19 protein-coding genes are annotated in these 22,710 nt (G+C 39.8%); 17 read left to right on the forward strand and 2 right to left on the reverse strand.

Annotation, left to right across the window (positions count from 1 at the left end):
- Window positions 1-21 precede the first annotated feature (21 nt).
- Complete coding sequence (locus ANA7108_RS0126060; protein WP_016953775.1) at window positions 22-1,869, forward strand: choline/carnitine O-acyltransferase; 1,848 nt, start codon at window positions 22-24, stop codon at window positions 1,867-1,869.
- A 204-nt stretch (window positions 1,870-2,073) separates the two neighbouring features.
- Entirely contained in the window at window positions 2,074-2,646 is a 573-nt protein-coding gene (locus ANA7108_RS0126065; protein ID WP_016953776.1) for an AMP-binding protein, read from the forward strand.
- 464 nt (window positions 2,647-3,110) lie between these two features.
- Here ANA7108_RS0126065 and ANA7108_RS30740 read toward each other — a convergent pair whose 3' ends face one another.
- Entirely contained in the window at window positions 3,111-3,353 is a 243-nt protein-coding gene (locus ANA7108_RS30740) for a transposase (protein WP_202804359.1), read from the reverse strand.
- Window positions 3,354-3,687: 334 nt separating this feature from the next.
- Here ANA7108_RS30740 and ANA7108_RS0126075 point away from each other — a divergent pair, with 334 nt between their 5' ends.
- The 14 genes from ANA7108_RS0126075 (at window position 3,688) to ANA7108_RS0126155 (ending at window position 20,666) form a co-directional block, all read left to right on the forward strand.
- Complete coding sequence (locus tag ANA7108_RS0126075) at window positions 3,688-6,405, forward strand: TnsA endonuclease N-terminal domain-containing protein (RefSeq protein WP_016953778.1); 2,718 nt, start codon at window positions 3,688-3,690, stop codon at window positions 6,403-6,405.
- The gene (locus ANA7108_RS0126080; RefSeq protein WP_016953779.1) at window positions 6,405-7,958 is read left to right on the forward strand and encodes an AAA family ATPase; all 1,554 of its coding nucleotides are present in this window, start codon (window positions 6,405-6,407) and stop codon (window positions 7,956-7,958) included. Before ANA7108_RS0126075 ends, ANA7108_RS0126080 begins: the two co-directional genes overlap by 1 nt.
- 781 nt (window positions 7,959-8,739) lie before the next feature.
- Window positions 8,740-9,570 carry a bifunctional DNA primase/polymerase gene (locus tag ANA7108_RS0126095; RefSeq protein WP_084776989.1) on the forward strand — a complete coding sequence of 277 codons (831 nt, stop codon included), beginning with the start codon at window positions 8,740-8,742 and terminating at the stop codon, window positions 9,568-9,570.
- A gap of 9 nt (window positions 9,571-9,579) precedes the next feature.
- Entirely contained in the window at window positions 9,580-10,047 is a 468-nt protein-coding gene (locus tag ANA7108_RS0126100) for a hypothetical protein (protein WP_016953783.1), read from the forward strand.
- Between the two features lies 1 nt (window position 10,048).
- Window positions 10,049-10,483, forward strand: a complete 435-nt coding sequence (locus tag ANA7108_RS0126105; RefSeq protein ID WP_016953784.1) for a hypothetical protein — start codon at window positions 10,049-10,051, stop codon at window positions 10,481-10,483.
- Window positions 10,483-11,229, forward strand: a complete 747-nt coding sequence (locus ANA7108_RS0126110) for a hypothetical protein (protein WP_016953785.1) — start codon at window positions 10,483-10,485, stop codon at window positions 11,227-11,229. The genes ANA7108_RS0126105 and ANA7108_RS0126110 overlap by 1 nt, the downstream gene beginning before the upstream one ends.
- Window positions 11,208-11,915 carry a prokaryotic E2 ligase family D protein gene (locus ANA7108_RS0126115; RefSeq protein WP_016953786.1) on the forward strand — a complete coding sequence of 236 codons (708 nt, stop codon included), beginning with the start codon at window positions 11,208-11,210 and terminating at the stop codon, window positions 11,913-11,915. Before ANA7108_RS0126110 ends, ANA7108_RS0126115 begins: the two co-directional genes overlap by 22 nt.
- Window positions 11,912-12,523 (forward strand): hypothetical protein, encoded by a 612-nt coding sequence (locus tag ANA7108_RS0126120; protein ID WP_016953787.1) that lies wholly within the window; start codon window positions 11,912-11,914, stop codon window positions 12,521-12,523. The genes ANA7108_RS0126115 and ANA7108_RS0126120 overlap by 4 nt, the downstream gene beginning before the upstream one ends.
- Window positions 12,524-12,848: 325 nt before the next feature.
- Entirely contained in the window at window positions 12,849-13,727 is an 879-nt protein-coding gene (locus ANA7108_RS28025) for a ThiF family adenylyltransferase (protein WP_016953789.1), read from the forward strand.
- A 300-nt stretch (window positions 13,728-14,027) separates the two neighbouring features.
- On the forward strand, window positions 14,028-14,480 hold the full coding sequence (locus tag ANA7108_RS0126135) for a hypothetical protein (RefSeq protein WP_016953790.1): 453 nt from the start codon (window positions 14,028-14,030) through the stop codon (window positions 14,478-14,480).
- 219 nt (window positions 14,481-14,699) lie between these two features.
- Window positions 14,700-15,002: a hypothetical protein gene (locus ANA7108_RS0126140; protein ID WP_016953791.1), complete on the forward strand. Its 303-nt coding sequence runs from the start codon at window positions 14,700-14,702 to the stop codon at window positions 15,000-15,002.
- Window positions 15,003-15,283: 281 nt separating this feature from the next.
- Window positions 15,284-16,714, forward strand: coding sequence for a DNA polymerase III subunit beta (gene dnaN, locus ANA7108_RS0126145; protein ID WP_016953792.1), 1,431 nt, complete (start codon window positions 15,284-15,286; stop codon window positions 16,712-16,714).
- Window positions 16,715-16,945: 231 nt separating this feature from the next.
- The gene (locus ANA7108_RS0126150) at window positions 16,946-18,250 is read left to right on the forward strand and encodes a DNA polymerase III subunit gamma/tau (RefSeq protein WP_016953793.1); all 1,305 of its coding nucleotides are present in this window, start codon (window positions 16,946-16,948) and stop codon (window positions 18,248-18,250) included.
- 610 nt (window positions 18,251-18,860) lie between these two features.
- Window positions 18,861-20,666 carry a DNA polymerase domain-containing protein gene (locus ANA7108_RS0126155; protein ID WP_016953794.1) on the forward strand — a complete coding sequence of 602 codons (1,806 nt, stop codon included), beginning with the start codon at window positions 18,861-18,863 and terminating at the stop codon, window positions 20,664-20,666.
- Window positions 20,667-20,991: 325 nt separating this feature from the next.
- On the opposite strand, the gene ANA7108_RS0126160 is transcribed toward ANA7108_RS0126155, so the two are convergent.
- Window positions 20,992-21,237: a hypothetical protein gene (locus ANA7108_RS0126160; protein WP_016953795.1), complete on the reverse strand. Its 246-nt coding sequence runs from the start codon at window positions 21,235-21,237 to the stop codon at window positions 20,992-20,994.
- Between the two features lie 451 nt (window positions 21,238-21,688).
- On the opposite strand from ANA7108_RS0126160, the gene ANA7108_RS28345 reads away from it, so the two are divergent.
- Complete coding sequence (locus ANA7108_RS28345) at window positions 21,689-22,693, forward strand: hypothetical protein (protein ID WP_016953796.1); 1,005 nt, start codon at window positions 21,689-21,691, stop codon at window positions 22,691-22,693.
- Window positions 22,694-22,710 lie beyond the last annotated feature (17 nt).

The raw sequence follows: 22,710 nt of genomic DNA on the forward strand, positions 1-22,710 counted from the left end.
TTTAGCTGTAAGTGTAAGTAAATGTATCAATTCCAAGAGTCTCTTCCCAAACTGCCCTTGCCAAAACTCTCAGACACCTGCGATCGTTATATCGAGATGGTGACACCGCTGTTGAGTGAAACAGAATTAGAGCGAACCAAGGCAGCCGTAAGGGAATTTCAACAAGGGAGCGGAGTCGAACTACAGCAACAGTTGGAAATGGTTGATCGCTCAACTACTACTAACTATTTACAACAATTTAAAGAGGAAACCTATTTAGAAATGCGGTCCTCACAACTAAATATGAGAACCACAGGGGTGGCTTCGCCTGTCTTGACAACCTCGAAATATCCCTTCACCCAGATTGTCGCCATCATAATTTTTAAGACCCTCCAATTCCACCTGAAAATCAAATATCGGGAACTAGAGCCAGATCGGGATGTCTTTCGAGGAAACAAACCGCCCCTTTGTATGGCTCAGTATGACAATTTGTTTGGCACTGCGCGAATTCCAGGAATCAGGTGCGACAGCTTTCAAAGGGCGAAAAATTCCGAGCATATTGTGGTCATGCGACGGGATACATTTTACACCTTAAAGTTGCTCCCAGGAGATAAGTTGCCGACGGTGGAAGCTCTAGCACAGCAAATTAATTGGATTGTAGAAAATACTCATAAAGGGGAACCGCCTGTGGGAGTGCTGACAGCCCTCCCCAGAGAGCGGTGGGTAACAGTTCGCTCTTACCTCACGAACCTAGATGCAGAGAACGCTCGCTCTCTAGAACTATTGGATAGCGCCCTGTTTGTCGTCTGTTTGGACGAAATAACACCTCCCGATTTGGAAACACTAGCAAGAACTGCCTTCACTGGAGATGGTGGGCGAAACCGCTGGTTCGATAAACCGATCCGACTCGTTTTCAACTCTGAGGGTCAGTTCGCTGTAACAATTGAACACAGTAATGTCGATGGCTATCCGGTAGCGCGGTTGATAAACGAGGTCAACCGGGAGCTTGAATCTCTTGAACAATCCCTAACAACCTCCAGTTCAATCGAACTTGAACCCCCACAGCAACTGTGGTGGAAATTAGACCAAACACTCTTAGAAGAAGTAGCGCAGGCATTAACAGATGCAGAGAGTCTGAGCGAACAAATTCAGATGGGGATAGGAATTTTCAACGAATTTGGGTCAGACTTTATTCATCAGCATGGTTTAAGTGCTGATGCTGTGTTTCTCCTGTCGCTACAGATTGCTTACACTCGCCTGCATAGTAAGCTTCCTACTGGCGCTTGGCAAGCTGTACACAACAGAAGCTTCCGGTACGGGCGACACGACTATGCCTTAGTAATTACACCCGAATCTGTAGAACTAATTCAAGCCTTTACTGAGGGAGCTTCAGACGAAGTGCGATATGAGTCCCTAAAACGTGCTGTTAACGCTCGTTTCTCGCGAGTGTTTGACGCTAAAAACGGGCAGGGAGTGGTCATGCACCTTTATGCACTTTATAGCTTATCTCGCCATAAAGGTAGCGGTGTTCCCGATATTTTTCAAGATAAAACCTTTGAAGAATTTATCTTAGACCCAAGCTTCTCCGCTTCTACTCTAAGTAATAAAATGGGCGTAGAGATACTCTGCCCCAGTCCATATCGCGACTATGGAATCGGCTATGTCATCGATCGCAACAAGATTGGCTTTACTGTAACGAGCAAACATCTACAGCCGGAAAAATTTATTTCCCTTCTGAAGCAGTGTCTTTTGGAAGTAGGTGAACTTATCAGTAAAAATTCTAAATTAAATGGCGATCTTAACCAGCTGTCTAGACAAGAGACATACAATACAATTACAGCCAAGTCAAGTCTGAGTGCAGAAATTCAGCAATTCTCATTTTGGACTTAAACTCATCTCAGTTGCAAAAACTTGAACAAAAGAATAGGCTTTTTAGAGAACACTATTGAGAAATATTTTTAATAGGTCGCGCAAAATTTTCAAAATGAGAATTGCTGGCAGAAATTTCCTTAAACTTTACGACTTTAGTAGACGTACTGCGCTACAGAGCCTTATACCCCACCTTCCGCACCCTAAACTGTCACACAACGAAAAATGGTCGTTTGGGGATTTGAGATTGGCGATCGCCACCTAAGATTTAGACTATTTTGTATCAAAATTATCCTCAAAGGTATTCAGAAATCCGAAATTACCGATTGTGACACCAGGGGTGCGGAAGGTGGGTTATACCAGCCTGACCAGACAGCTTATACATTTGTGCAAGATGGAAACATAGAAGCAGGTAGCTTGACTTATCAACAGTTGGATCGACGCGCCCGATCGCTGGCAGCTTATTTGCAGTCTCTAAAAGCCACTGGCGAACGGTCATTACTGCTGTTTCCACAGGGGTTGGAATTCATTACCGCCTTTTTTGGTTGCTTGTATGCGGGTGTTATCGCTATTCCAGCCCCTCCCCCCGATCCTACGCGACTGAAACGAACCCTACCCCGATTGCAAGCGATCGCACGAGATGCCGGAGCAACCTTTATACTGACCACATCCCGCATCATGACCCAGCTTGAGGAAAACCCATCGCTTGAGGGGGCGACAAAGAAGCTAAAAAGGTTGCTGGATAAGCATCACAGTCCTCATGCCCTGCTGATAAAATGGCATCTTATTGCGAACTAATGCCATCATTTCCAAGACCAATTCTTGACACTCATTCATAGAAACTATCCAACTAAGTAAGTCGGCGGGGAAATTTATAACTATGTAACGGAAATTTAACAATTAGCAGCATTGTTAAATTTAATACGTTCTGTACTACATTTTCTTCTTTCTCCCCTAGCGTTCACCCCATTTATAACGGCATAAGCAAGGTCTAACCGACTTTCCGCACTTCATCGTGTAATACACGTAGATTTCCAAAACCTGGCGAACAATGGTTAAATCAACAACCTAAATGACCAATGGTATTCAATATTAATACTTAATAATTTGAACATTATTAGGAATCTTTATTGAAAAGAGAGATAATACATTTTGAAGTGCGGAATGTGGGGTCTAACTCGTCCTCAAACATTTGTCCCGATAGCTCATCTTTTTTCAGATGCTGCCACTCCAATTCAATTGGATACCCTTCGGGAAGCAAGCTACATCTCGGAGCAATATTTAGGTAAAAAGAAAATGTATAAATTCTGACTTTCCCACTTTGACCATAACTGTTGTACTTCTTGGCATCGGTGTATTGGACTGTTATCCTGCACTATTACTCTTATACGTCCCAATTTTTCCGCCTCTTGGGCTTCATACTCCATCATTTGGATATAAGATTTGCGATTCACTGTGACTTGAACCATAACTTGGGCTAAATTGTGAACCATAAAACGAGCCATAAGTAACGGCAAAATAAGCCTTACGGGAAAAAGCGAAATAAAACTTTGCATCAAATAATGAACCAAAGTAGATTTTCTGCATCATAATATGAACATGAGTAGAGAAAACCCTGGCGGACGAAACCCCAAGCAAACAACCAGCTTTAAACAGCACAAAAATCAACTTTCATCCCAAAATATGATTCAAAATAACCAAGATATGCTTCACTCCCCCCACAATAAGTAATATAGACTTGTGTAGTGAAACTCCAAAACTGCCTTTAGACATAGGGTTTAGGGGGAGTTAAGAAAAAATAAAGCTCTAACACACACCTACCTATCATCTTCTAGTTCCATGAACTCCTCTGAATTTGACCAATGGTGTTCCCAACAGCAACTAACGGCGCAGACAAAAGACCTAATTGCCACAATCAGGTCAGCCCAACCCTCACGCCGTGTACAAGGACGCGCCAAAAACGTCAGCGGAGTTTACCCCAGCCGGAAAATGGGTCAAACCATCCAATTTGAAAGCCACACCGTAGAACTGTGGGCAATCTACCAAATGGAACACGACCCAGAAGTATTGGAATACTACGACCAGCCACCCCCCTTCAAAATCCAGTACCACAACAAAACAGGACGCAAAATAGGTCACTACCATACCCCAGACTTCTTCGTGTTGAGAACGTCGGGTGCCGCCTGGGAGGAATGGAAAACCGAAACCGAACTCAAACGACTAGCCGAAAAATACCCCGGACGCTACCAAAAAACTGCCGACGGTAAATGGCACAGCCCACCAGGAACAGCCCATGCTTCTTCCTATGGACTCAAATACCATATCCGCACCGATAGCGAACTGCATCCCATCTTCACCCAAAACCTCATCTTCCTAGAAGACTACCTGAGATTCAAAACCAACATCCCCCACACCATCACAGAACAAATAATCACCACAGTCCAAGCCCACCCCGGAATCACCATAACCGCCACACTGTCCTCAATCCCCGGAATCAGAGCCAACGACATCTACGCCATAATAGCCACAGAGCAACTCTACGTAGACCTGTATGCAGCACCCCTAGTAGAACACTGGCGAGTACAGCTATATCTAGACCAACAAACCCATCAAGCTTACACACATCTAGCCATAACTTCACAGCATCATCAACCAATACCCCCATCCACAGCACTCCTACCAAACACAATCCTGCTGTGGGACTCCAAGCCCTGGACATTAGTAAATATTGGTGAAACCAGCACCACACTCCTACCCGAAATTGGACAACCCATCCAACTACCAACAGCATATTTCCGGCAACTATTGGAAAGCGGCAGCATCAAAATTCAAAACTCAGAAAAACAAGCAACCATCAACGATACAGTCCAGGCACTCATGGATGCCGCCTCCCCAACCGACCTGAGCCTTGCCAATCAGCGATTTCATCTAGTACAAGCCTATATTCAGCGCCACACAGATATCTACAAAGACATAGCTCCAAGCACCCTGAAACGATGGGTAAAACAGTTTCGAGAAGCCGAAGCTCGGTATGGTTGCGGTTATGTTGGTTTACTACCACAGGCAAAAAATCGAGGAAATCGTCACCCCAAAGCACCAAACCAATCAAGCGAATTACTAGATAAATTTATTACCGAACACTTCGAGACACCAAGACAAGCTCCCGCCGCTTCAGTCTATAGATTATATGTCAGAGCTTGCAACGAATTAAATATACAACCCCTGAGTTCTCGTACCTTTTATCACCGCCTCAAACAGCGACCAATCCACGAACAAACCAAAAAACGTCAGGGAGCAAAAGCCGCATATTCAACAGAACCAACAATCTTAGAACTAACCAAAACTACACCCCAACACGGAGACAGACCCTTTGCCATCGTTCACATTGACCACACCCAACTCGACATCGAACTACGCTCTGTGGCCACAGGACGGAACTTAGGCAGACCTTGGCTGACATTACTAATTGATGCCTATTCCCGACGGATAATGTCCGTTTATCTCACCTTTGACCCACCCAGTTACAGGTCTTGCATGATGGTACTACGGTCTTGTGTCCAGCGTTTTGGTCGTTTTCCCCAAGCCGTAGTCGTAGATGGAGGTAAAGAATTTCATAGTATCTACTTTGACACCCTACTAGCACGCTACCACTGCATCAAGAAAACCAGACCTGGTGGCAAACCGCGTTTTGGTTCAGTCATAGAGCGATTATTCGGCACAACAAATACCGAGTTTGTGTACAACCTTTTAGGCAACACCCAAGCCAGTAAACAGCCACGGCAACTTACTAAAGCTGTTGACCCCAAACAACTTGCCGTGTGGACATTGGCAGATTTATATACCTATCTAAGTGAGTGGGCATACTCTGTGTACGACAACTTAGAGCATGATTCCTTGGGGACAACACCATTACAAGTTTATACAGACACTTTAGAAAGAACAGGAGAACGAGAACACCGACACATTGCCTACAACGAAGACTTCCTCATGTCCACACGTCCCAGCACACCTAAAGGAACGGCTTTAATCCAGCCTGGAGTGGGAATTAAAGTCAATTATCTTTATTACTGGAATGATGCTTTCCGTAATCCGGGGGTAGAAAAAACCAAAGTTCCCGTGCGTTATGACCCCTTTGATATGGGTGTAGCTTATGCCTACTTGGAGGGACGCTGGGTTAAATGTATCTCCCAGTATTACAGCACCTTTGTCGGACGCACAGAAAAAGAAGTGCTGTTAGCCGCAGAGGAAATCAGACAAAAGGACAAGCGTAATTCTGTCAGTACGAATATCTCAGCTAAACGCCTAGCAGATTTTATTGCCTCAGCGCAAGAGCATGAAACCTTGTTACTGCAAAGATTACGGGATTTGGAAGCCAAAAGTGTACTGGAAAATTTAACGTCCCATCTTTATGAGGTATCGTCAGCCACCCAAGTTCAAGTTATACCGCAGTCCCCAATCAACAAGTCAAACGGTGAAGATGTCTCCACAGTTCATAAAACTGAAAATATCCAACAGTTGGATGTCACAAAACTACCTGTCTTTGAGGAATACAGATAATGGAGAACTTTCCTGAATCAGCACAGTCCCAACTCAACCAATTCAAGGAATATGCGATATCTCATCCGCAGTTGGCGCAAGTGGATATGCTACTCATGGGTGCGATTCGTGAACCTGCGGGATTTGCTCACGTCCTGGTGTATGGACCTTCTGGTGTGGGAAAGACGACGATGATTCGCCAAATTACTAGACGGTTAAATGGGACTACTGTTGACCAGAATGGTTTTCGTGAAGCAGGCTATCGCAATGGCAATGGTTCTCCAATACCACTGTTACTGGTAGAAACACGACCTCCTGACGGTGGGATGTTTAATCGGGCTGATTATTACCGCACGGCACTGAGGTTGTTGGGAGAACCATACTACGAGCGGCGAATGATGGTGGATATTGATGCCGAGCAGACTTGGGAGAAAAAGGGGCGGGGACGCAGTAAAACGGCACAGTTCAATGATTCTCCTGAACTGCGTCAGGCTTTGGAAGAGGCGATGAGCAAACGCGGTGTTAAGGCTGTGATTTTGGATGAGGCACAGCATTTAATGAAGATTGGTAGTGGGGCTAGTGGTGGTAAGCTTTTAGACCAGTTGGACTGGATTAAGTCAATGACGAATGTGACTGGTGTACTGCATATTCTCATTGGCACTTATGAACTTTTGAATTTTCGCAATTTAAGTGGACAGGCATCACGCCGGGGGTTGGATATTCATTTTCCCCGTTATTTGTTTCAAAATGAACAAGATAGGCAGGATTTTCAGGGATTTTTACTGGCGCTGCTGAGGCAAGTTCCCCTTCAGGTTGATATTCCGGCTTTGATGCAGCATTGGTTTTATTTTTATGAGCGTTCTATTGGTTGTGTGGGTGTATTGAAGGATTGGTTAATTCGGGCTGTGGCGGCGGCGTTGCATGATGGCTGTGATACACTGACTTTGGAACGGTTGTATGAACATACTCTTTCTCTTGCTCAGTGTGAACGCATGGCGATAGAGGCGACTGAGGGGGAACAAAAACTCTGTTATATGGAAAGTCGTCGTGAACACTTATGGCATTTGCTACAGATGGGGATGACTTCGACTTCGGTTCCTGGTGGGATTGTGGATTTATCGTCGGGGGTAAAGTCTACTGTTGCACCTGTTTCTACTGCTACTGCTAAATCTACTCGGAAAAAACGTTCTGAATCTCAGACAGCACAGGCTGATACTCCTACTCCAGAAACAATGGCTGGCAGTCCGGAATCAAAGAAGAGGCAAACTCGAAAAAAGAAGGAATCTCCTGTGGTAGTAACGGAAACTACACAGAACACCCAAGAAACAACGCAGGATACACCCAGTTCTTTGGTTGAGACAGCAGAAGTGCAAACCCCGCCTAAGAAGAGACAAACTCGCAAAAAGAAGGATACTGCTGTAGTTTCAGAGGAAATGCCGCAAGATATACAAAGTTCTGAGCCTGTAGAGGTGTCTTTAACAACTGAGCCATCTACCGTTGAAGCAGTTCCCAAGAAAAATGCTCGTAGGAGTGTTGGGCAACGCAAGCCACAACGAGATAAGGTTGGGGAGTAGTTACAAAATTTACAATCTTTTGCTCAATAGAGTAATGAATTGATTCAGAGCTTTTTGGGTTGTTTTGTATCCTGGGGCTTGCTTACCTAATTTTAGTTCCTGTAATACTTGCTCACGTAAAGCTTCAAGTTCTTTCATGTTGGGCAGTGTCGGTGTATGCGTTTCCACAATTGAAGGTTGTTGATCTTGATTCTTATCTTTCCGTATATTACACGGAAAAGTGTCTGTTTTTTCCTATGTATTACTTGGAAAAAGGAATTTTCTACTTTCACATTTTTTTGAAGCATAAAATGGACATCGGCTTTGTGAAGCATAAAGTGAGCCAAAAGCTCATTTTATGCTTCAAGTCACAATCCTACCTTTTTTTGGGATTCAAAAACGAGGATCTTTAAATCTGAACATCCCAAACAAAATTTTCTCCGTATAAATACACGATGTTTATTGTAATAAAAATATAGGCATACTGGAATTAGTTTTTAGCGATGCCTTCGGCGGGCGTTGCGATTGCGATCGCACGTTTTTTACCAGACCTCACCAAATCGCGTTGCTCCCGCATAGCTTCTAGTATCATTGAGAAAATCCTGATCAATCAGATTGTACAGTAGAGCGGGTAATGAGTGGTGGCGAGCATCACTTTACTGGCTCTATCAATGTGTATAGAATTACTGTCTGCTAACGCAGACATAACTGAAAACCGCACAATTAAAACCCATGCTGAAAAAAACCACAAACCCAAAAACTAATTGACACCCTCAAAATACTCCCCCCACACTGGCCTATCATCCCCACCCAGGGAAAAAGACCATTAGGGTATCAATGGGAACAACACCCCTGGTCTCCTCAAGCATTGCTGAACCAACTACAGCAATATGAGAAAGTCCCAGTCAGAAACCGCCATCACGGTTTTTACAAAATAACCCCCACAGGTATAGGTGTCCTTTGCGGTCAAAACTCCCAGGAATTTTTAATCGCCATAGACTGTGATGGATACAGCGCCCATGCAGCAATCATCGCTCACCAACCACTACCCACCACAGTTGCATTTACATCAGGACGACCAGGAAGGGCGCAATATTTACTAAAATTGCCAGGTAACACTCACCTTAAACTCAAATCCTGTAAAATCACCACCGCCCCCGGTGAAGTTTTAGAATTTAGAGGTACTAAACTACCATCAATACTTCCCCCCAGTATTCATCCACAAACAGGTTATTATCGTTGGCTGAGTGGTTGTCGTCCTGACCAAATCGAAATAGCGATCGCACCATCTTGGATAATTGAACAGATGACCAAACGTGCGAAACCACCAAAAATAGACTACCACAAAAACAGTAATACCTTACCAACAAATCCAGAATTTACAGGTGAGGAGACAGAAACAGCACTGCTACTACTAGAAATTATTCATCCTCGCTTTGCAGATAAATATGATTCATGGATCAAGGTAGGAATGGCTTTGAAATCAGTCAATCCTACCCTGCTTTCTGCTTGGGAGGAATGGAGTCAGCTATCAGCTAAATACACACCAGGGGAGTGTGAATACAAATGGCAATCATTCAAGAAATGGGGAATGAATATGCAGATTTTACACCGTTTAGCTAATCTTTCTTAACTACTAATTATGTCAAAAATTGAAACTCAACAAATTGTGGATACAGATGTAGAAACTGACGATAACGATGCTGATGTTACCACCTCATTCACAGAAACTGATGTTGTTAACGTAGCATCTGAAAAAGAAGATAGATTTGATTTTGACAGCAACACTATCATCTTAGGCATCCAAATTTTACCAGCAAAACAACACGATTTACGGCAGGTATTAATCACGGCTGGAATCAAAGGAGAACCACCAGTCATGCAAGTTAGTACACTGCATGAAATCGAACAATATCCAGTAATAGCTGAAGTTCTCACAAAACTAAAAGCTATTTTACCACAAATAGCAGAACAATCACAACAAAAAGAAGCTCAAAAACAGAAATTATCTGTCAACCAATCAGAGAATAACAAAATTGTCAATCCTCCTGATTTACCACAAACTAATAATCACAAGACTAACCCATCTAATCAATTAACACTGTTTTAATATGCCTCACATTTTGATGATTGAAGGTCAAGAAATACCCATAGCTGATGAAATTGCAGCTACTGACGAAACTCTCCGCAATGCCTTGACACCATTCTACCCAGAAATTGCTCATGCAGAAATTACGCGAACGGATAAGGACGGAATCACACAAATTCGCATGGTCAAGAAAGCAGGTACTAAAGGTTTAGGTGATATCCTCCAAACTTTAATTACTAGCGAACATCAATTTAACCCAGCTTTACTATTAAGTTGGCAAATCAAAATGTTAGAAATTCAAGGTCATCTGAATATCGAAAATCTGCTGTTATTACAAGATGAACTAGAAACAGCAATTACCACTGGGAGAGAATGGCAAACTGAATTAGACAAGAGTTTAAATATTCTCAAAAAATCTCCTCCTATACCTTCACAAATACCAATTTCCGGCTTCTAATGCAGTCTCAATATCAAATGGCTGCTGAGTCTTTGAAAAAATACCAGATTCCCCAAACTGTAAAAGAGGGAATTTGGTATTTAGAAGAACTCAGCGAACAAATTAATTACCTCAGTCTCTACAAAGAACTGTTCCCCTGTGAATGGTTATCCTCAAAAACTCCATTGAGACAACATTCACATCCCAGTGTTTACAGTGACTTAGAAATTGAGTTTTTGGAACTGGTAAATGAGTGGTTATTTCCCATAGATTACCACGAAGATTTTCGGGAATGCACAGAAAGATACACAGAAATTCCCGTTTACTCCCAAAACACAGATTGGTGGGAAATAGGTTTAGAAGAACTCAGTTTCACAGAACAATTTCTTTTGTCACTTATAGGTTATGGACATCCTCAAGAAGATTGGAATTTTTGCTTTGGATTTATTCCTCATAAATTGGTAATGGTGGATAAAATCAATTGGGATAAACTTTCATCACTTTGTCAACAAACAACATCACCTCTGTCTCTACTTTATGATGCCATATCCATCATTGACCACAGTACAGAATGTATTTGGTTAGATGTCACCCATGAAGAATATGTCTCCTTTGATTGGGAACAAGCAGTGCTGAAATATTTAGCTGAACAATGGCAATTATGCCAAACATATTGCCAGAAAATGACGGATTTTTCAGAATGGATTGAATCTTCTATTGACCATAGAAAACAGGTAATCAAACTATGGAACAAAGCACGGAATTAGCTAACATTTTACCTCAACTCAATATTGGTGATATCTCACATTCAATTATCAACCAAACTACTCATACAGAAACACTGGCACATCTGCTATTTCTGCCAGGACAATACCTTCTAGTTTATAAAGAAGGAGAAACAACAAATTACAAATTTATTGCTCCTACTGCGTTGAGAGAAGCATTTGCTGCTGAACCCATTGATTCAGGTTATTTACCACCAAATACTGTGAGGTGGGGAAGATGTCACAAAGGAGAATGGTTAGTGCAGTTTTATCCACCACAAAGTTATTGCATCTCCTTAGAAAATACAACTTTAACAGTACCTATGCCGGGGTTAATATTTGCCGGATGTAATCGTCAATATTGGATTTGGGCTATTAAGAAATTCGAGCAAAATTCTCCTCTATTTTATGCACCATTACCAAATGTGATGGAGAACGGTTCTATTTGTTTTGGTGAAAATTCTGTTCCCAATTGTTCCCCTGAAAATATCATGCAAGTGTGGCAATTGTTTTGGCATAGTGCTTTCAATCAAGATTCAGTGCAGGGTAAATCTAAATCATATCCTGAAAATGTGCGATCGCTCCTGTATCAACTACACAACAAAAACTCTAAAAGATACCCAACACGGGATTTAGTGCCTTGGGGTAACAAAACCATCACCACTGCAATTGAGCTTATTATCTCATGACAATACCCGCATTCATCAATTATCAATTTGCTACTAACACCAACTTACCAGCGATAACAGGCAAAATGATGGAATACTGGGTAGCTGGGAACGGAGTGTTTATTCGTGCTGCACGTCAAGGACTGTCTGCGTGCTTTCCTATCAACCAATGCAGTATTCGCGGTTTACCTCATCTCACACCCTACTTTAACCTGCAATATCCCTTGGTTTCTGCTAAATTAACGTTGCAAATTTTACACTTAGCTCAAAATTCGGGACACCAAGAAATACTCTTCTATCTCTGCTTTACGGACGGACAGTGGCATCTGCACACCCCAGAACAAACTGCCACATCTACCAGTGTAACTCCAGTGGAGGCAACCAGCTTGTTCTATGAGACTGCAATGATTGAGGTACACAGTCATCACAGTATGAACGCACAATTTTCTACTACTGACGACGAGGAAGAATCTGGAAAATTTAGAATCTTTGCTGTTTTGGGTGAGATTTTCACTAATCCCCATATCTGCGTTCGGTTGGGTATATACAGCTACTTTTGGCAAATCCCTGCTAACTGGGTATTTGAGTTACCAAGCTGTCTTATATCCAATTCAGTAGCATTTAAATGATTGCAGCTATTTTCAGGTAAGTTTCGCGCAGAGTCGCAGAGGAACAAAGGCGCAAAGGAATCAATGTGTGATTTAAATAGTTGAAAACGGGGCATTGCTGAACTGAAGTATGAAATTGAAAAATCAATGATTTCAAACTCTTACTCTCTGCGACTCTGCGCCTCTGCGTGTTCGCGAAGCGTGCCGTAGGCATAACAAAATCATACTCTTAATCAGCAACGCCGAAAATGGCTGTAAATAACCACAGAGACGCAGAGAACGCAGAGGTGAAGATTCAAGGAATAATACCGCTACAAAACAAATTTGATGTCACAGATATTACACCATGATGAAATTAGACCTATCTTTTGCTCATTCTGTCCCGCTTATGCTACCTGCACATAATCACGTTGAGTTCATAATTGTGGGTGCTGGTGGGACGGGTGGTTTTTTGATTCCGTCCGTTGCTAGACTGATGCTAGAGATTGAAGCAAATAGCAATAAAACCGCTTCTTGCATAGTTGTAGACCCAGATATCATTGAACCTAAAAACATCCCCCGACAGAATTTTCAACAGTCAGAAATTGGATTACACAAAGCGGAAGTTTTAGCAGCTAGATACAGTTTAGGATTAGGAGTACAGATTAGAGCGATCGCTAAACCATTCACTAAAAAGATTATATCAGCCAGATGGCGTAAATTAACAGTTGTTATCGGTTGCATAGATAATGCTGCTGCGCGTGCTGAAATTAGCAGTTGCTTAGACCAAAATTACTCAGATTCTCAACCACAAATTTGGTGGTTAGATTGTGGTAATCATGCTAATTCTAGTTCTGGACAGGTGGTGCTTGGTTCTACTAATCAATTTACCTTAGAAGCTACTTTTGATAATCTTCAAAAACCTAACTTTTGTTTTAATCTTCCCAGTCCTTCTAGACAACATCTAGAACTACTAACTCCATTACCTGAAGAATTAAATTCAACAAGTTTATCATGTGCTGAAATTCAAGCACGAAACCGCCAAAGCTTATTTGTTAATCAACAAGTAGCTGTTATTGCTGCGGAGTATCTGCTGGCATTAACATTAACTGGAGGGTTGAGAAAATTTGCAACCTATTTCCATAATACTACAGGTTCTTGTCGTTCACTATATACCTGTGTAGATTCTCTGAAAAAGTTTACAAATGAGGAAATAGTTCCACAAAAACGCTCAGTTTTAGTTTAGCAATACAGTATCAAATAACTTTCGCTGACGCGCTTCTTCCTTGAAGAAATTCAAGGGAGAAAATTATTTATGGGACTTACGTAAAAAAATCTTTTAAAATCTCATTTTTTGTGTATTTTAGGTTTTTGTGACTAACCACAGAGGCACAGAGAACACAGAGAATGAAAGTTTTAGCAATTTTATATGAGGCTGCACAGAATACTGAAATCCATTGATTTATCAATCTTTATCTGTGTTTATCTGCGTACCCTTCGGGAAGCAAGCTACATCTGCGGTCAATTATTCTTGTTATTTTATTCTATGCCGCTTCATATCAATTTGGTATTAAAAAGTATTTTCGTAAGTCATGAGGAATATTTGCAAGGCAAAAAAGCAGCTACAAAACATCTAAAACCTGTTCCCAAAGTTGAAATTAAACTACCACAAATAAAATCAATGTTCAACATTACTAAAGTACAACTTAGTGCTAGTGGATGGACTCTCAATATCCTTTCAACTAGAGTTGCTACTATCACCAGTCCTTTGGGACAAAGAAAAGTCACATACTTCGGTTTTGAAACTGAAGAAAAGGCACTTCAATTTAAAAAATGGCTTGTTGAGAATACAACAAATTCGACTATTTTTGTCAGAAAAGCGGAACGATTAAGTCAAAATTGGGAATGTAAATGTTGGAATGTAGCAACAGAGTTAATAATTCAAATAGCCGAACTAGATATAAACCAACAAAACCAGATTAAAAATCAACAAAATTAGTTCAAGCAATAAATTATTTGACACCAAAACGACTAATTTATTATGCGCTACGCGCTAAGTATTTGATGATTTTAATCAGAAAGCGTAATCTGTATTTTAGATTATGTTTCTAATTTTACAGAGGTGTATATCAACAGAATAATGTATACATTAAACACCTTCATTGTCAATCAAATCATCATATTTTCTGGCTAAGAATTGTACAATCTCTATCAAACTATGAAACTATCTCATTCATTTACAGCCAATATTACCAAAGACACTTATGTCAGTTCATATAACAATGGTAATAACCAATCTTGTTCATTTTTTGAAGATGGAGAAACAGTTACAATAAATTTTAATACTGATTGTCTTCATCAAGTACGAGAAACTATCAAAGCTCTTCAACAAATTTATCAATCTCTTTCTCAACAACGACAACAGCAAATTACAAATGAGATTGAACAGTTAAATACTCATACTCTCATCCCAGTTTCTCCAGGTAATAACGGCAAATCTCACACAGTAGAAATAGGTTGATAAACATACCTTTTTTATTGATTTAGACAATGATTTGTAATGAATTACCACTTCAACCAAAGCAGATGATTAAAAGCCGTAAAAATTGAGAAAATTTCATCTGTAATAAAACGCTAACAACTTTTATGCTGATGGTTTTTAGCGATTAATTGGAACTTACCAAAAATGAATTCCAGAAAAAAACTACTCTGTATACAAAGTACAGGGTGAATCAAGGTGTTTAGTGACAAACTAAGCACCTCTTATTTCATAACTTCATTGACAACAAAGAAACCATAATTATGAAATTTACCATTTCTCAAAAAGAATTAGCTGATACCCTCGCTGTGGTTAGTTATGCTGTACCTAACAAACCTCATCACCCTATTCTCAATAATATATTGTTGGTTGCGGATAAGCACGAACAAGAAATTTTAGTGACTGCTTTTGATTTGAGTTTAGGAATTCGCGTTCAATGCAAATCTAGAATAGAAATAGAAGGTAAAATTGCTTTACCTGCTAAATTATTCACCCAAGTAATTTCTAGTCTTCCCAAGCAAGATATTATTTTGGAGATTGTAGATAATGCGGCTATTATTACTCACTCCTGTGGTAAATGTCGGATTCAAACCGTTAGTCCTCAAGAGTTTCCATCTTTACCAGAAATTGAAGGGAAGAATATTATATTACCAGCAATTAAGTTGTTACAAGCATTAGAAGGAACATTATTTGCTGCTAGTCATGATGAAAATAAACAAGTTTTAGCTGGAGTTCATTTCCAATTTACTAATAGTAGTTGGGAAGCGGCCGCAACGGATGGACATCGGTTAGCAGTTGTTTCTGGAACGATAGAAACAGATGAAGAATTGACAGAAAATGCACAAATTGAAGCTGATTCAAATACAGTAGAAATCACAATTCCCCAACCTACACTAATAGAATTACAAAAGATTTTAGGTAGTGTAGGAGATAACAGCGAATGTACTATTAACATCGACAATGGAATTGCGGTATTTACATTACCCAATATCCAAATTACCACCAGATTATTAGAAGGAGATTATCCCAAATATTCATCTCTAATTCCCCAACAATTTCAACATCAATTTATTGTTGATAGAAAATTATTAGATCATGCTCTAAAAAGAGTGGGAATTGTTGCTGACCAAAAGAATAAAATTGTCAAAATTATCTGTGACTACCAGCATCAACAAGCTACTTTATCTACTGAATCTTCAGATATTGCTGGTGCTGTGGAATCTTTGAATATTAAACCTCAAGATGGTTATCAGCAACAATTAGTCATGGGTTTTAATATCAAATATCTGGAACAAGCTCTCAAATTCCTACCTACAAATGAGGTGTTGATTAATATCAACCAAACTACAACTCCTGTGGTTATTACTCCTGTTGATGGCATTCTCAATCAATTAATTCTAGTGATGCCGGTTCAACTTATTGGTAATAACAGCACAGCTATGGAAGAAGATACTTCAGATGAAGAAGAAGTTATCGTTACAGAAAATATTTGCTCTGGAACTGAAGTAAATGAGAAAATAAATGTAGCTGCTGAAGGTGGGAATACGGAAGAAGTTGTTAAGGAGAAAAATAATCTGATGAACACAGATTCTTCTCCACAGAAAAACACAGCAAACACTAAAACTAATTCTCAAACTTCTGCAAATTCTACTCGTAAAACTAGAGGGAGAAAAAAGAAAGTTGCTGCTGCATAGGATAACTGAATCAAAAATTGTAGTGGTTTAGATTTACTAAGCACGTCTCAATACTTATCCGTCAGAACTTGCACAAAATATTCTTAAACCCTCGTTCCTCTGTGTACTCTGTGCCTCTGTGGTTCGTTACATCAAATCTGTTTTAACAACCACACCAAAAATTACTCACACCCCAAGTTTATTACTCATACATAAGCTTGGGGAAATTCAACATATCTACTTTTGAAAAACATGATATACCAACCACTTCACCTGAAATATCGTCCCCAGTCCTTTACTGAACTTGTTGGTCAACGAGCGATCGCAACTACTCTCACCAATGCTATCACATCCCAACGAATTGCCCCGGCGTACTTATTCACTGGTCCCAGAGGTACAGGTAAGACTTCCAGCGCCCGCATTTTTGCCAAATCTCTCAATTGTCAACATGGTAATTCTCCTACCCCCACACCCTGCGGACAGTGCAATTCATGTACCAGCATCTCCAAAGGTTTATCTCTGGATGTGGTAGAAATAGATGCTGCTAGTAACTCTGGTGTTGAAAATATCAGACAAATTATTGACCGCACTCACATTATACCTGTCAATAGTCGCTACAAGGTGTTTGTTTTAGATGAAGTGCATAGCCTCAGTTCACAAGGATTTCAAGCTTTACTCAAAACTTTGGAAGAACCACCAAAAAATGTAGTGTTTATCCTCTGCACCACAGAAATTCACAAAGTCCCTGCAACAATAATTTCTCGTTGTCAAAGGTTCGATTTTAAAAGAATTGGTGTGGAGGATATGGTACAAAATCTCAACCAAATTGTGAATGAGGAATTAATTGATATTACTCCAGAAGCATTACGTCTGGTAGCACAAATCTCTTCTGGTTGTTTGCGGGATAGTCAATGTTTACTGGATCAATTGAGTCTACTAAATATCACCATTGACCAAAATTGGGTATGGGAAATGGTGGGAAATGTGCCTGAATATGAATTGCTAACAATAGTGGAAAGAATTGCTGAAAATGATAGCGATTCCGTAATTAATATTATTCGGAATTTGTTAGAATGGGGTAAAGAACCTTTAGTAATTCTGCAAAATCTCACCAGCTTTTATCGAGATATGTTGATTGCTAAAACTTCTCCTAGCAGTAAGGAAATGGTGATATTAACTGAAGATACATGGCAACAATTGTGCCAAATAACTAAAAGTTGGGAGACTACAAGTATCTTAGCAGGACAGCAACACTTGAGACAATGTGAAGTGCAGGTAAAATTATCTACTCAACCACAGTTATGGTTAGAGGTTGCTATTTTGGGTTTACTACCTGCTGCTAATTCTACAAATTTAAGTCAATTTATTCCCATTGCTGAAAATCCACCTTGGACGAATTGGAAAACACCTGCTGATGCGATCGCTTGGGGGCAACAGAAATTACCAAATATGAGTCTTGAATCCCTGCAAGAACATTGGAATTCCTTGATTCCAGTCAATGGTAAGAAAGCTCCTATTTGGGTAGAAACGGTACAACAGTTATCCTCTTCTCGATAACATTCTATGAATTGATATAGCAATCTTATCTGATTTTTGAACATTCATTTATGGAAATAGCCTTACCCAGAGGGGGAAAGATAATAAATGTCAATTTTCAGAATAAGTTAGGATTGCTATATAACCAACCATTCACGATGAATGGCTTTTAAATTTTCCATCACATACTAATTCTTAAATTAGTTAAGGGACTTCGAGGAAACAAATTATCCCAATAAATGAACAAAAGAACCACAGATGCACAGAGAACACAGAGAGAGAAGAAATAGAGAGAGTTTTTGCGTTAGTTTTGGGACATATTTTTATTTGGAAGTCCCTAATTTCTTACACCAATTTTATGTGAGGCTGCACAGAATCATGAATTTCATTATTCCATCTTCATCTGTGTTTATCTGCGTTTATCCGCGTTCTATTATTCCTGATATTTCATTCTATGGAGTTTCATATTAATTTGGAATTACATTATAAAATTACCACAGCGATTATTTTGAAAATCTATTTGTAACAAGCTTTTTAAATATTAGCGGCTAATGCCGTTATAGATGTAAATTCATTCGTTACTTTTCAAAATAAAAAAATAAAAACCATTAGTAAATAACTCATAATTACAATGAACATTAATTACAATCATCGTCATTTTATCACCAAAAGCAATAATCAAATTACCGTTGCCGAAAATAAATTAAACATATTCTACACAGATAATACAGTTTATGGCTCATGGCAACCTTTACAGACAATTAAACCTTACAATGCCCTGAAACAAATGGTTATTGACATTGAAACTTCAGGGCTGATTCCTAGTAAAGATAGAATTTGCGCTATTGGTTGTATGAATGAATTGGGCGAATATTTTGTATTTATGGATGAAAATGAATCAAAATTACTCTGCCAATTTATTGCCTATTTTCAGTCTATTTATCCTGATGTAGTTCTCACATACAACGGTACAGATTTTGATTTTCCTTTTATCATTACTAGATGCCTAATCAATAACATATCTCATCCATTTACTATTTCTCAGCAATCGAGAATTATCAAGACAGCACAGATATTTGGTAAGCCTATGAATATTTCCGAAATATTCATCAGCAACAGCCAACATATTGATGTTTACATTTGCGTCCTGAGATGGGATTTTGTCAATAAAGCATTATATCAACATTCCCTAAAAAGTGCAGTCATAGAAATGGGATTGCGAGAATCTGCTAGGTTGGTTTTAACTCCCCAAGAAATTCAAAGGTGTTGGGGTGAAAGTGCAGGTTCTCAAGGATGGGAAACAATCAGAAAATACCTAATTTATGACTTGGAAGATACGAAATTAATTGCTGATAAATTAGTTCCTTCCTATTACTATGAATCGCTGATAGTACCAGGTATGAATTTACAACAACTATCGCTCACAGGTAATGGTACTAAATGGCAGCGAGTTTTAGAAAGACAATATCCAGGTTACAAACCAACTGCTGATCTGAAGTTGAAATTTGAGGGAGGACTGGTAATGTCTGTACCAGGTTTACACAAACACATTGCCAAAATTGATGTTTCCAGTCTGTATCCCAGCATTATGCTTAAATATGGGATTTGCTCCCGCAAGGATACGCGACGAGTGGGGTTAAGTATTCTCGATTATCTCACGAGGGAACGACTCAGACTCAAGGAATTAGGAAAAGCTGGAGATTTAGCTGCTAAACAAGCTGAAGCTGCTCTCAAGGTGTTAATCAACTCGTTGTTTGGCTTTTATGGGACTTCTGGTGTTGGTTTTAACGATATGGAAGCTGCTGCACTGGTTACAGCTTATGGTAGACGGATTCTGCGATTCATGATTGATGTGATTGAAAAAGCGGGAGGTATCCAGGTTGAAAGTGATACTGATGGTGTGTTCTTCTCCCACTCTGAACCTCTGCTGATATTTGAAAAGCTGCAAAATGCTTTACCTGCGGGTATTAATATAGAGTTGGAAATCCTTGCTAAAGCGATGTTTGTTCCCTCTAAAGGAGCTAAGAATTATATTATCTGGCATGAAGATGGTAAAATTACTACTAAGGGTTCATGGCGGAAACGTGATCGTTCTCGTCTAGAAAAGGAGTTTCCTTTGAACTACCTGACACAATATCTTCTGTCAAAAGCTAAGGCGGAACAATATTACCAGGAATTAACAAAGGTTATTCGTTCTGGTGATTTTCCTGTAGAACAGTTACAGGTTACTCGGAAAATTAAGAAGGGTGAAAAGGCTCTTTTGGTTTTGGGTAATACTGGGGATGTTGTGACATTTTATCAAGGAATTACGGGGTTGACTAATTCTGAAGGCTATTCCAGTGGGTATTATTTGGAGTTGATTGCTAAAAAACGAGATGAGTTACTTTCGGTTGTTGAGCCTCAAGGTGATGTGGGAAAGCAGTTGAGTCTGTTTTGAGTGAGGGGTTATGCTAATTGTGAGCGATCGTCTATAATTTTTGTCTCCATACTTCTTGCATCTATTTATTCTTTAGCATTGCTAAATGAGGCTATGAAACCTGGATTTCGTGTAATATTTGTCAGCATCAATCAAAAGTTAAGAAACGCTTGTGATCTCAAAACCGTAGATGGCTGACCACAAGCGTTTTTGGTAGGTAATGCGGCGCAGCACTTTTGCGCGATAATGGCTGTGCTTTTACCGATAACTTGACCAGAAGTTAGAGAACTCGTAAGCTCTCACCAGGAGATTTTGTCTTGACTCTACTTGCCAAGTTACCTACACTCTACTTATCAGCGCCTTCTTGTTCAGAGGGCTGTGAGTCTTGTGTATCATCAGGACTAGAGTCATTGCTATTCTCTTGTAACTTCATTGAGCCAAAGGCGTAGCTAACTGCTACTTTGACAATATCAAAGTAGGCAGGGCGATTTTCTTTGTCAATTACTGCCAAACCAAAGGAACCGGAGACTAAAAGGACTAAAATAGGGGATAGAACGCCTCTGTAAGAGGTTTCCTTTTGCTGTCTTTTCATTGTCTAGACCTCAACTAGATGATTGTGGACAGTCTTTGGCTGACCGATACTCAGCCAAAGAAAAATTACCAATTGTTTTAAATAGCCTTTGGTTGACTACTAATCAACCAAAGGCTATTAGACATCAACGTTTTTTCATCAAATCTAGACTTATCAGGTCAACTTTCCTACTGATCTTTCAGAAATACCCCGTAGTTTTTACGCCACTTTCATCCTCATCGGTTATTGCGTGACAGTGGATTAAAGTACAAAGTTTTGTAAAAAATTTAAGGCATCGCGTAAAGTTTTGCTTGTCAGTCAGAAAGACGATTAGAAGTTCAAAGTTTCATTCCCCATTATGCAATCGGGAGTGCAATTTTAGATTTGCCGAACCTCATCAGGGTTAGCCCGTATCAATTAATACGAATTACAGCGACAACTCAGTATCTTGAAAGCTTCGGAAGAATCTAGTATGGTTAACTCTCTCCCAAGTGGCTTATCTGATTTTGATGTACAACTTAAACAGCTGATTGATAGGGTACAACAGTACCCAACACACAGTCAGGAAAAACAGCAAGTTCTGGCTGAACTAGCCGAGGCAATAACGCGATCGCACAAATTTTGTCGTCCGTCAAAATTATTCCCTCTTGTTGTGCAAAAAATTTCTTTGGACTTACACAAGCAACTTTTGCACGACATTAGCCAGAACATAGATAGCTATAATCCACAACGCATACCCATAAGAGAATGGGCGAATTTTCTGCGCGATCAAGCTTTGAAAACGATATTGAGCGACGACGATAGCATAATTAATCAAATAGCCCAAGAAGCTAAAAATGCCGCACCCGATAGTAGTCAACGAAAGCTGGCTTTAAATTTGTTAGTTGAAGCTATTCAAATAGCAGATAAGTTTGGCCGTCCCCAAGGGACTTTTTCATTTCCGCCTGGTTTATATGAGTACATATATAACGAGGCCATTCAGGAAACTTTACTTTACATTTGTCAAAATATTGATAAATATAACCCTAGCCGTGGTGATATAATGGGTTGGGTTAATTTTTTGCTCCCTAGAAGATTTAGTGATGTTCGTGATAAATATATGAAGCAAGGCATCACAAAATCACCAAAAATTGTTAGAAACAAAACAGATAATCAGCAGTCTGAACTTAAAATAGTCTTCCTAGATAATCCAGAAAATTTAGAAATATTTTGGCAAAAAGAAGAAGCAGTTTCTAAATCACAACAACTGCGAGATTTTATCGAATCAGACCCAGATAGCTTGTTCAGGAACGCACACATCACAGGGCGACCAGATGTGAATTTTCAAGTTGTTGCGTTGGAGAAAGTGTGGGGAGATAAAACTTTAGAACATATGGCAGAACAATGGCAGATAGATTCTATTCAAACCCTGTCTAGTTTTTACAATCGTTGCGTAAAAAAATTCAGCCCTCTTTTTTTGGAATACTTACAAGATTAGTACAAAAATCTAGTTAA

The organism is Anabaena sp. PCC 7108, from assembly GCF_000332135.1.
Taxonomy (GTDB): domain Bacteria; phylum Cyanobacteriota; class Cyanobacteriia; order Cyanobacteriales; family Nostocaceae; genus Anabaena.

Coding starts and splice junctions, on each gene's coding strand:
- ANA7108_RS0126105 (WP_016953784.1), top strand. CDS start 10,049: ATGCCTCACATTTTGATGATTGAAGGTCAAGAAATACCCATAGCTGAT.
- ANA7108_RS28345 (WP_016953796.1), top strand. CDS start 21,689: ATGGTTAACTCTCTCCCAAGTGGCTTATCTGATTTTGATGTACAACTT.
- ANA7108_RS0126150 (WP_016953793.1), top strand. CDS start 16,946: ATGATATACCAACCACTTCACCTGAAATATCGTCCCCAGTCCTTTACT.
- ANA7108_RS28025 (WP_016953789.1), top strand. CDS start 12,849: ATGATGAAATTAGACCTATCTTTTGCTCATTCTGTCCCGCTTATGCTA.
- ANA7108_RS0126080 (WP_016953779.1), top strand. CDS start 6,405: ATGGAGAACTTTCCTGAATCAGCACAGTCCCAACTCAACCAATTCAAG.
- ANA7108_RS0126060 (WP_016953775.1), top strand. CDS start 22: ATGTATCAATTCCAAGAGTCTCTTCCCAAACTGCCCTTGCCAAAACTC.
- ANA7108_RS0126140 (WP_016953791.1), top strand. CDS start 14,700: ATGAAACTATCTCATTCATTTACAGCCAATATTACCAAAGACACTTAT.
- ANA7108_RS0126100 (WP_016953783.1), top strand. CDS start 9,580: ATGTCAAAAATTGAAACTCAACAAATTGTGGATACAGATGTAGAAACT.
- ANA7108_RS0126075 (WP_016953778.1), top strand. CDS start 3,688: ATGAACTCCTCTGAATTTGACCAATGGTGTTCCCAACAGCAACTAACG.
- ANA7108_RS0126120 (WP_016953787.1), top strand. CDS start 11,912: ATGACAATACCCGCATTCATCAATTATCAATTTGCTACTAACACCAAC.
- ANA7108_RS30740 (WP_202804359.1), bottom strand. CDS start 3,353: ATGGCTCGTTTTATGGTTCACAATTTAGCCCAAGTTATGGTTCAAGTC.
- ANA7108_RS0126155 (WP_016953794.1), top strand. CDS start 18,861: ATGAACATTAATTACAATCATCGTCATTTTATCACCAAAAGCAATAAT.
- dnaN (WP_016953792.1), top strand. CDS start 15,284: ATGAAATTTACCATTTCTCAAAAAGAATTAGCTGATACCCTCGCTGTG.
- ANA7108_RS0126135 (WP_016953790.1), top strand. CDS start 14,028: ATGCCGCTTCATATCAATTTGGTATTAAAAAGTATTTTCGTAAGTCAT.
- ANA7108_RS0126115 (WP_016953786.1), top strand. CDS start 11,208: ATGGAACAAAGCACGGAATTAGCTAACATTTTACCTCAACTCAATATT.
- ANA7108_RS0126065 (WP_016953776.1), top strand. CDS start 2,074: ATGGTCGTTTGGGGATTTGAGATTGGCGATCGCCACCTAAGATTTAGA.
- ANA7108_RS0126160 (WP_016953795.1), bottom strand. CDS start 21,237: ATGAAAAGACAGCAAAAGGAAACCTCTTACAGAGGCGTTCTATCCCCT.
- ANA7108_RS0126110 (WP_016953785.1), top strand. CDS start 10,483: ATGCAGTCTCAATATCAAATGGCTGCTGAGTCTTTGAAAAAATACCAG.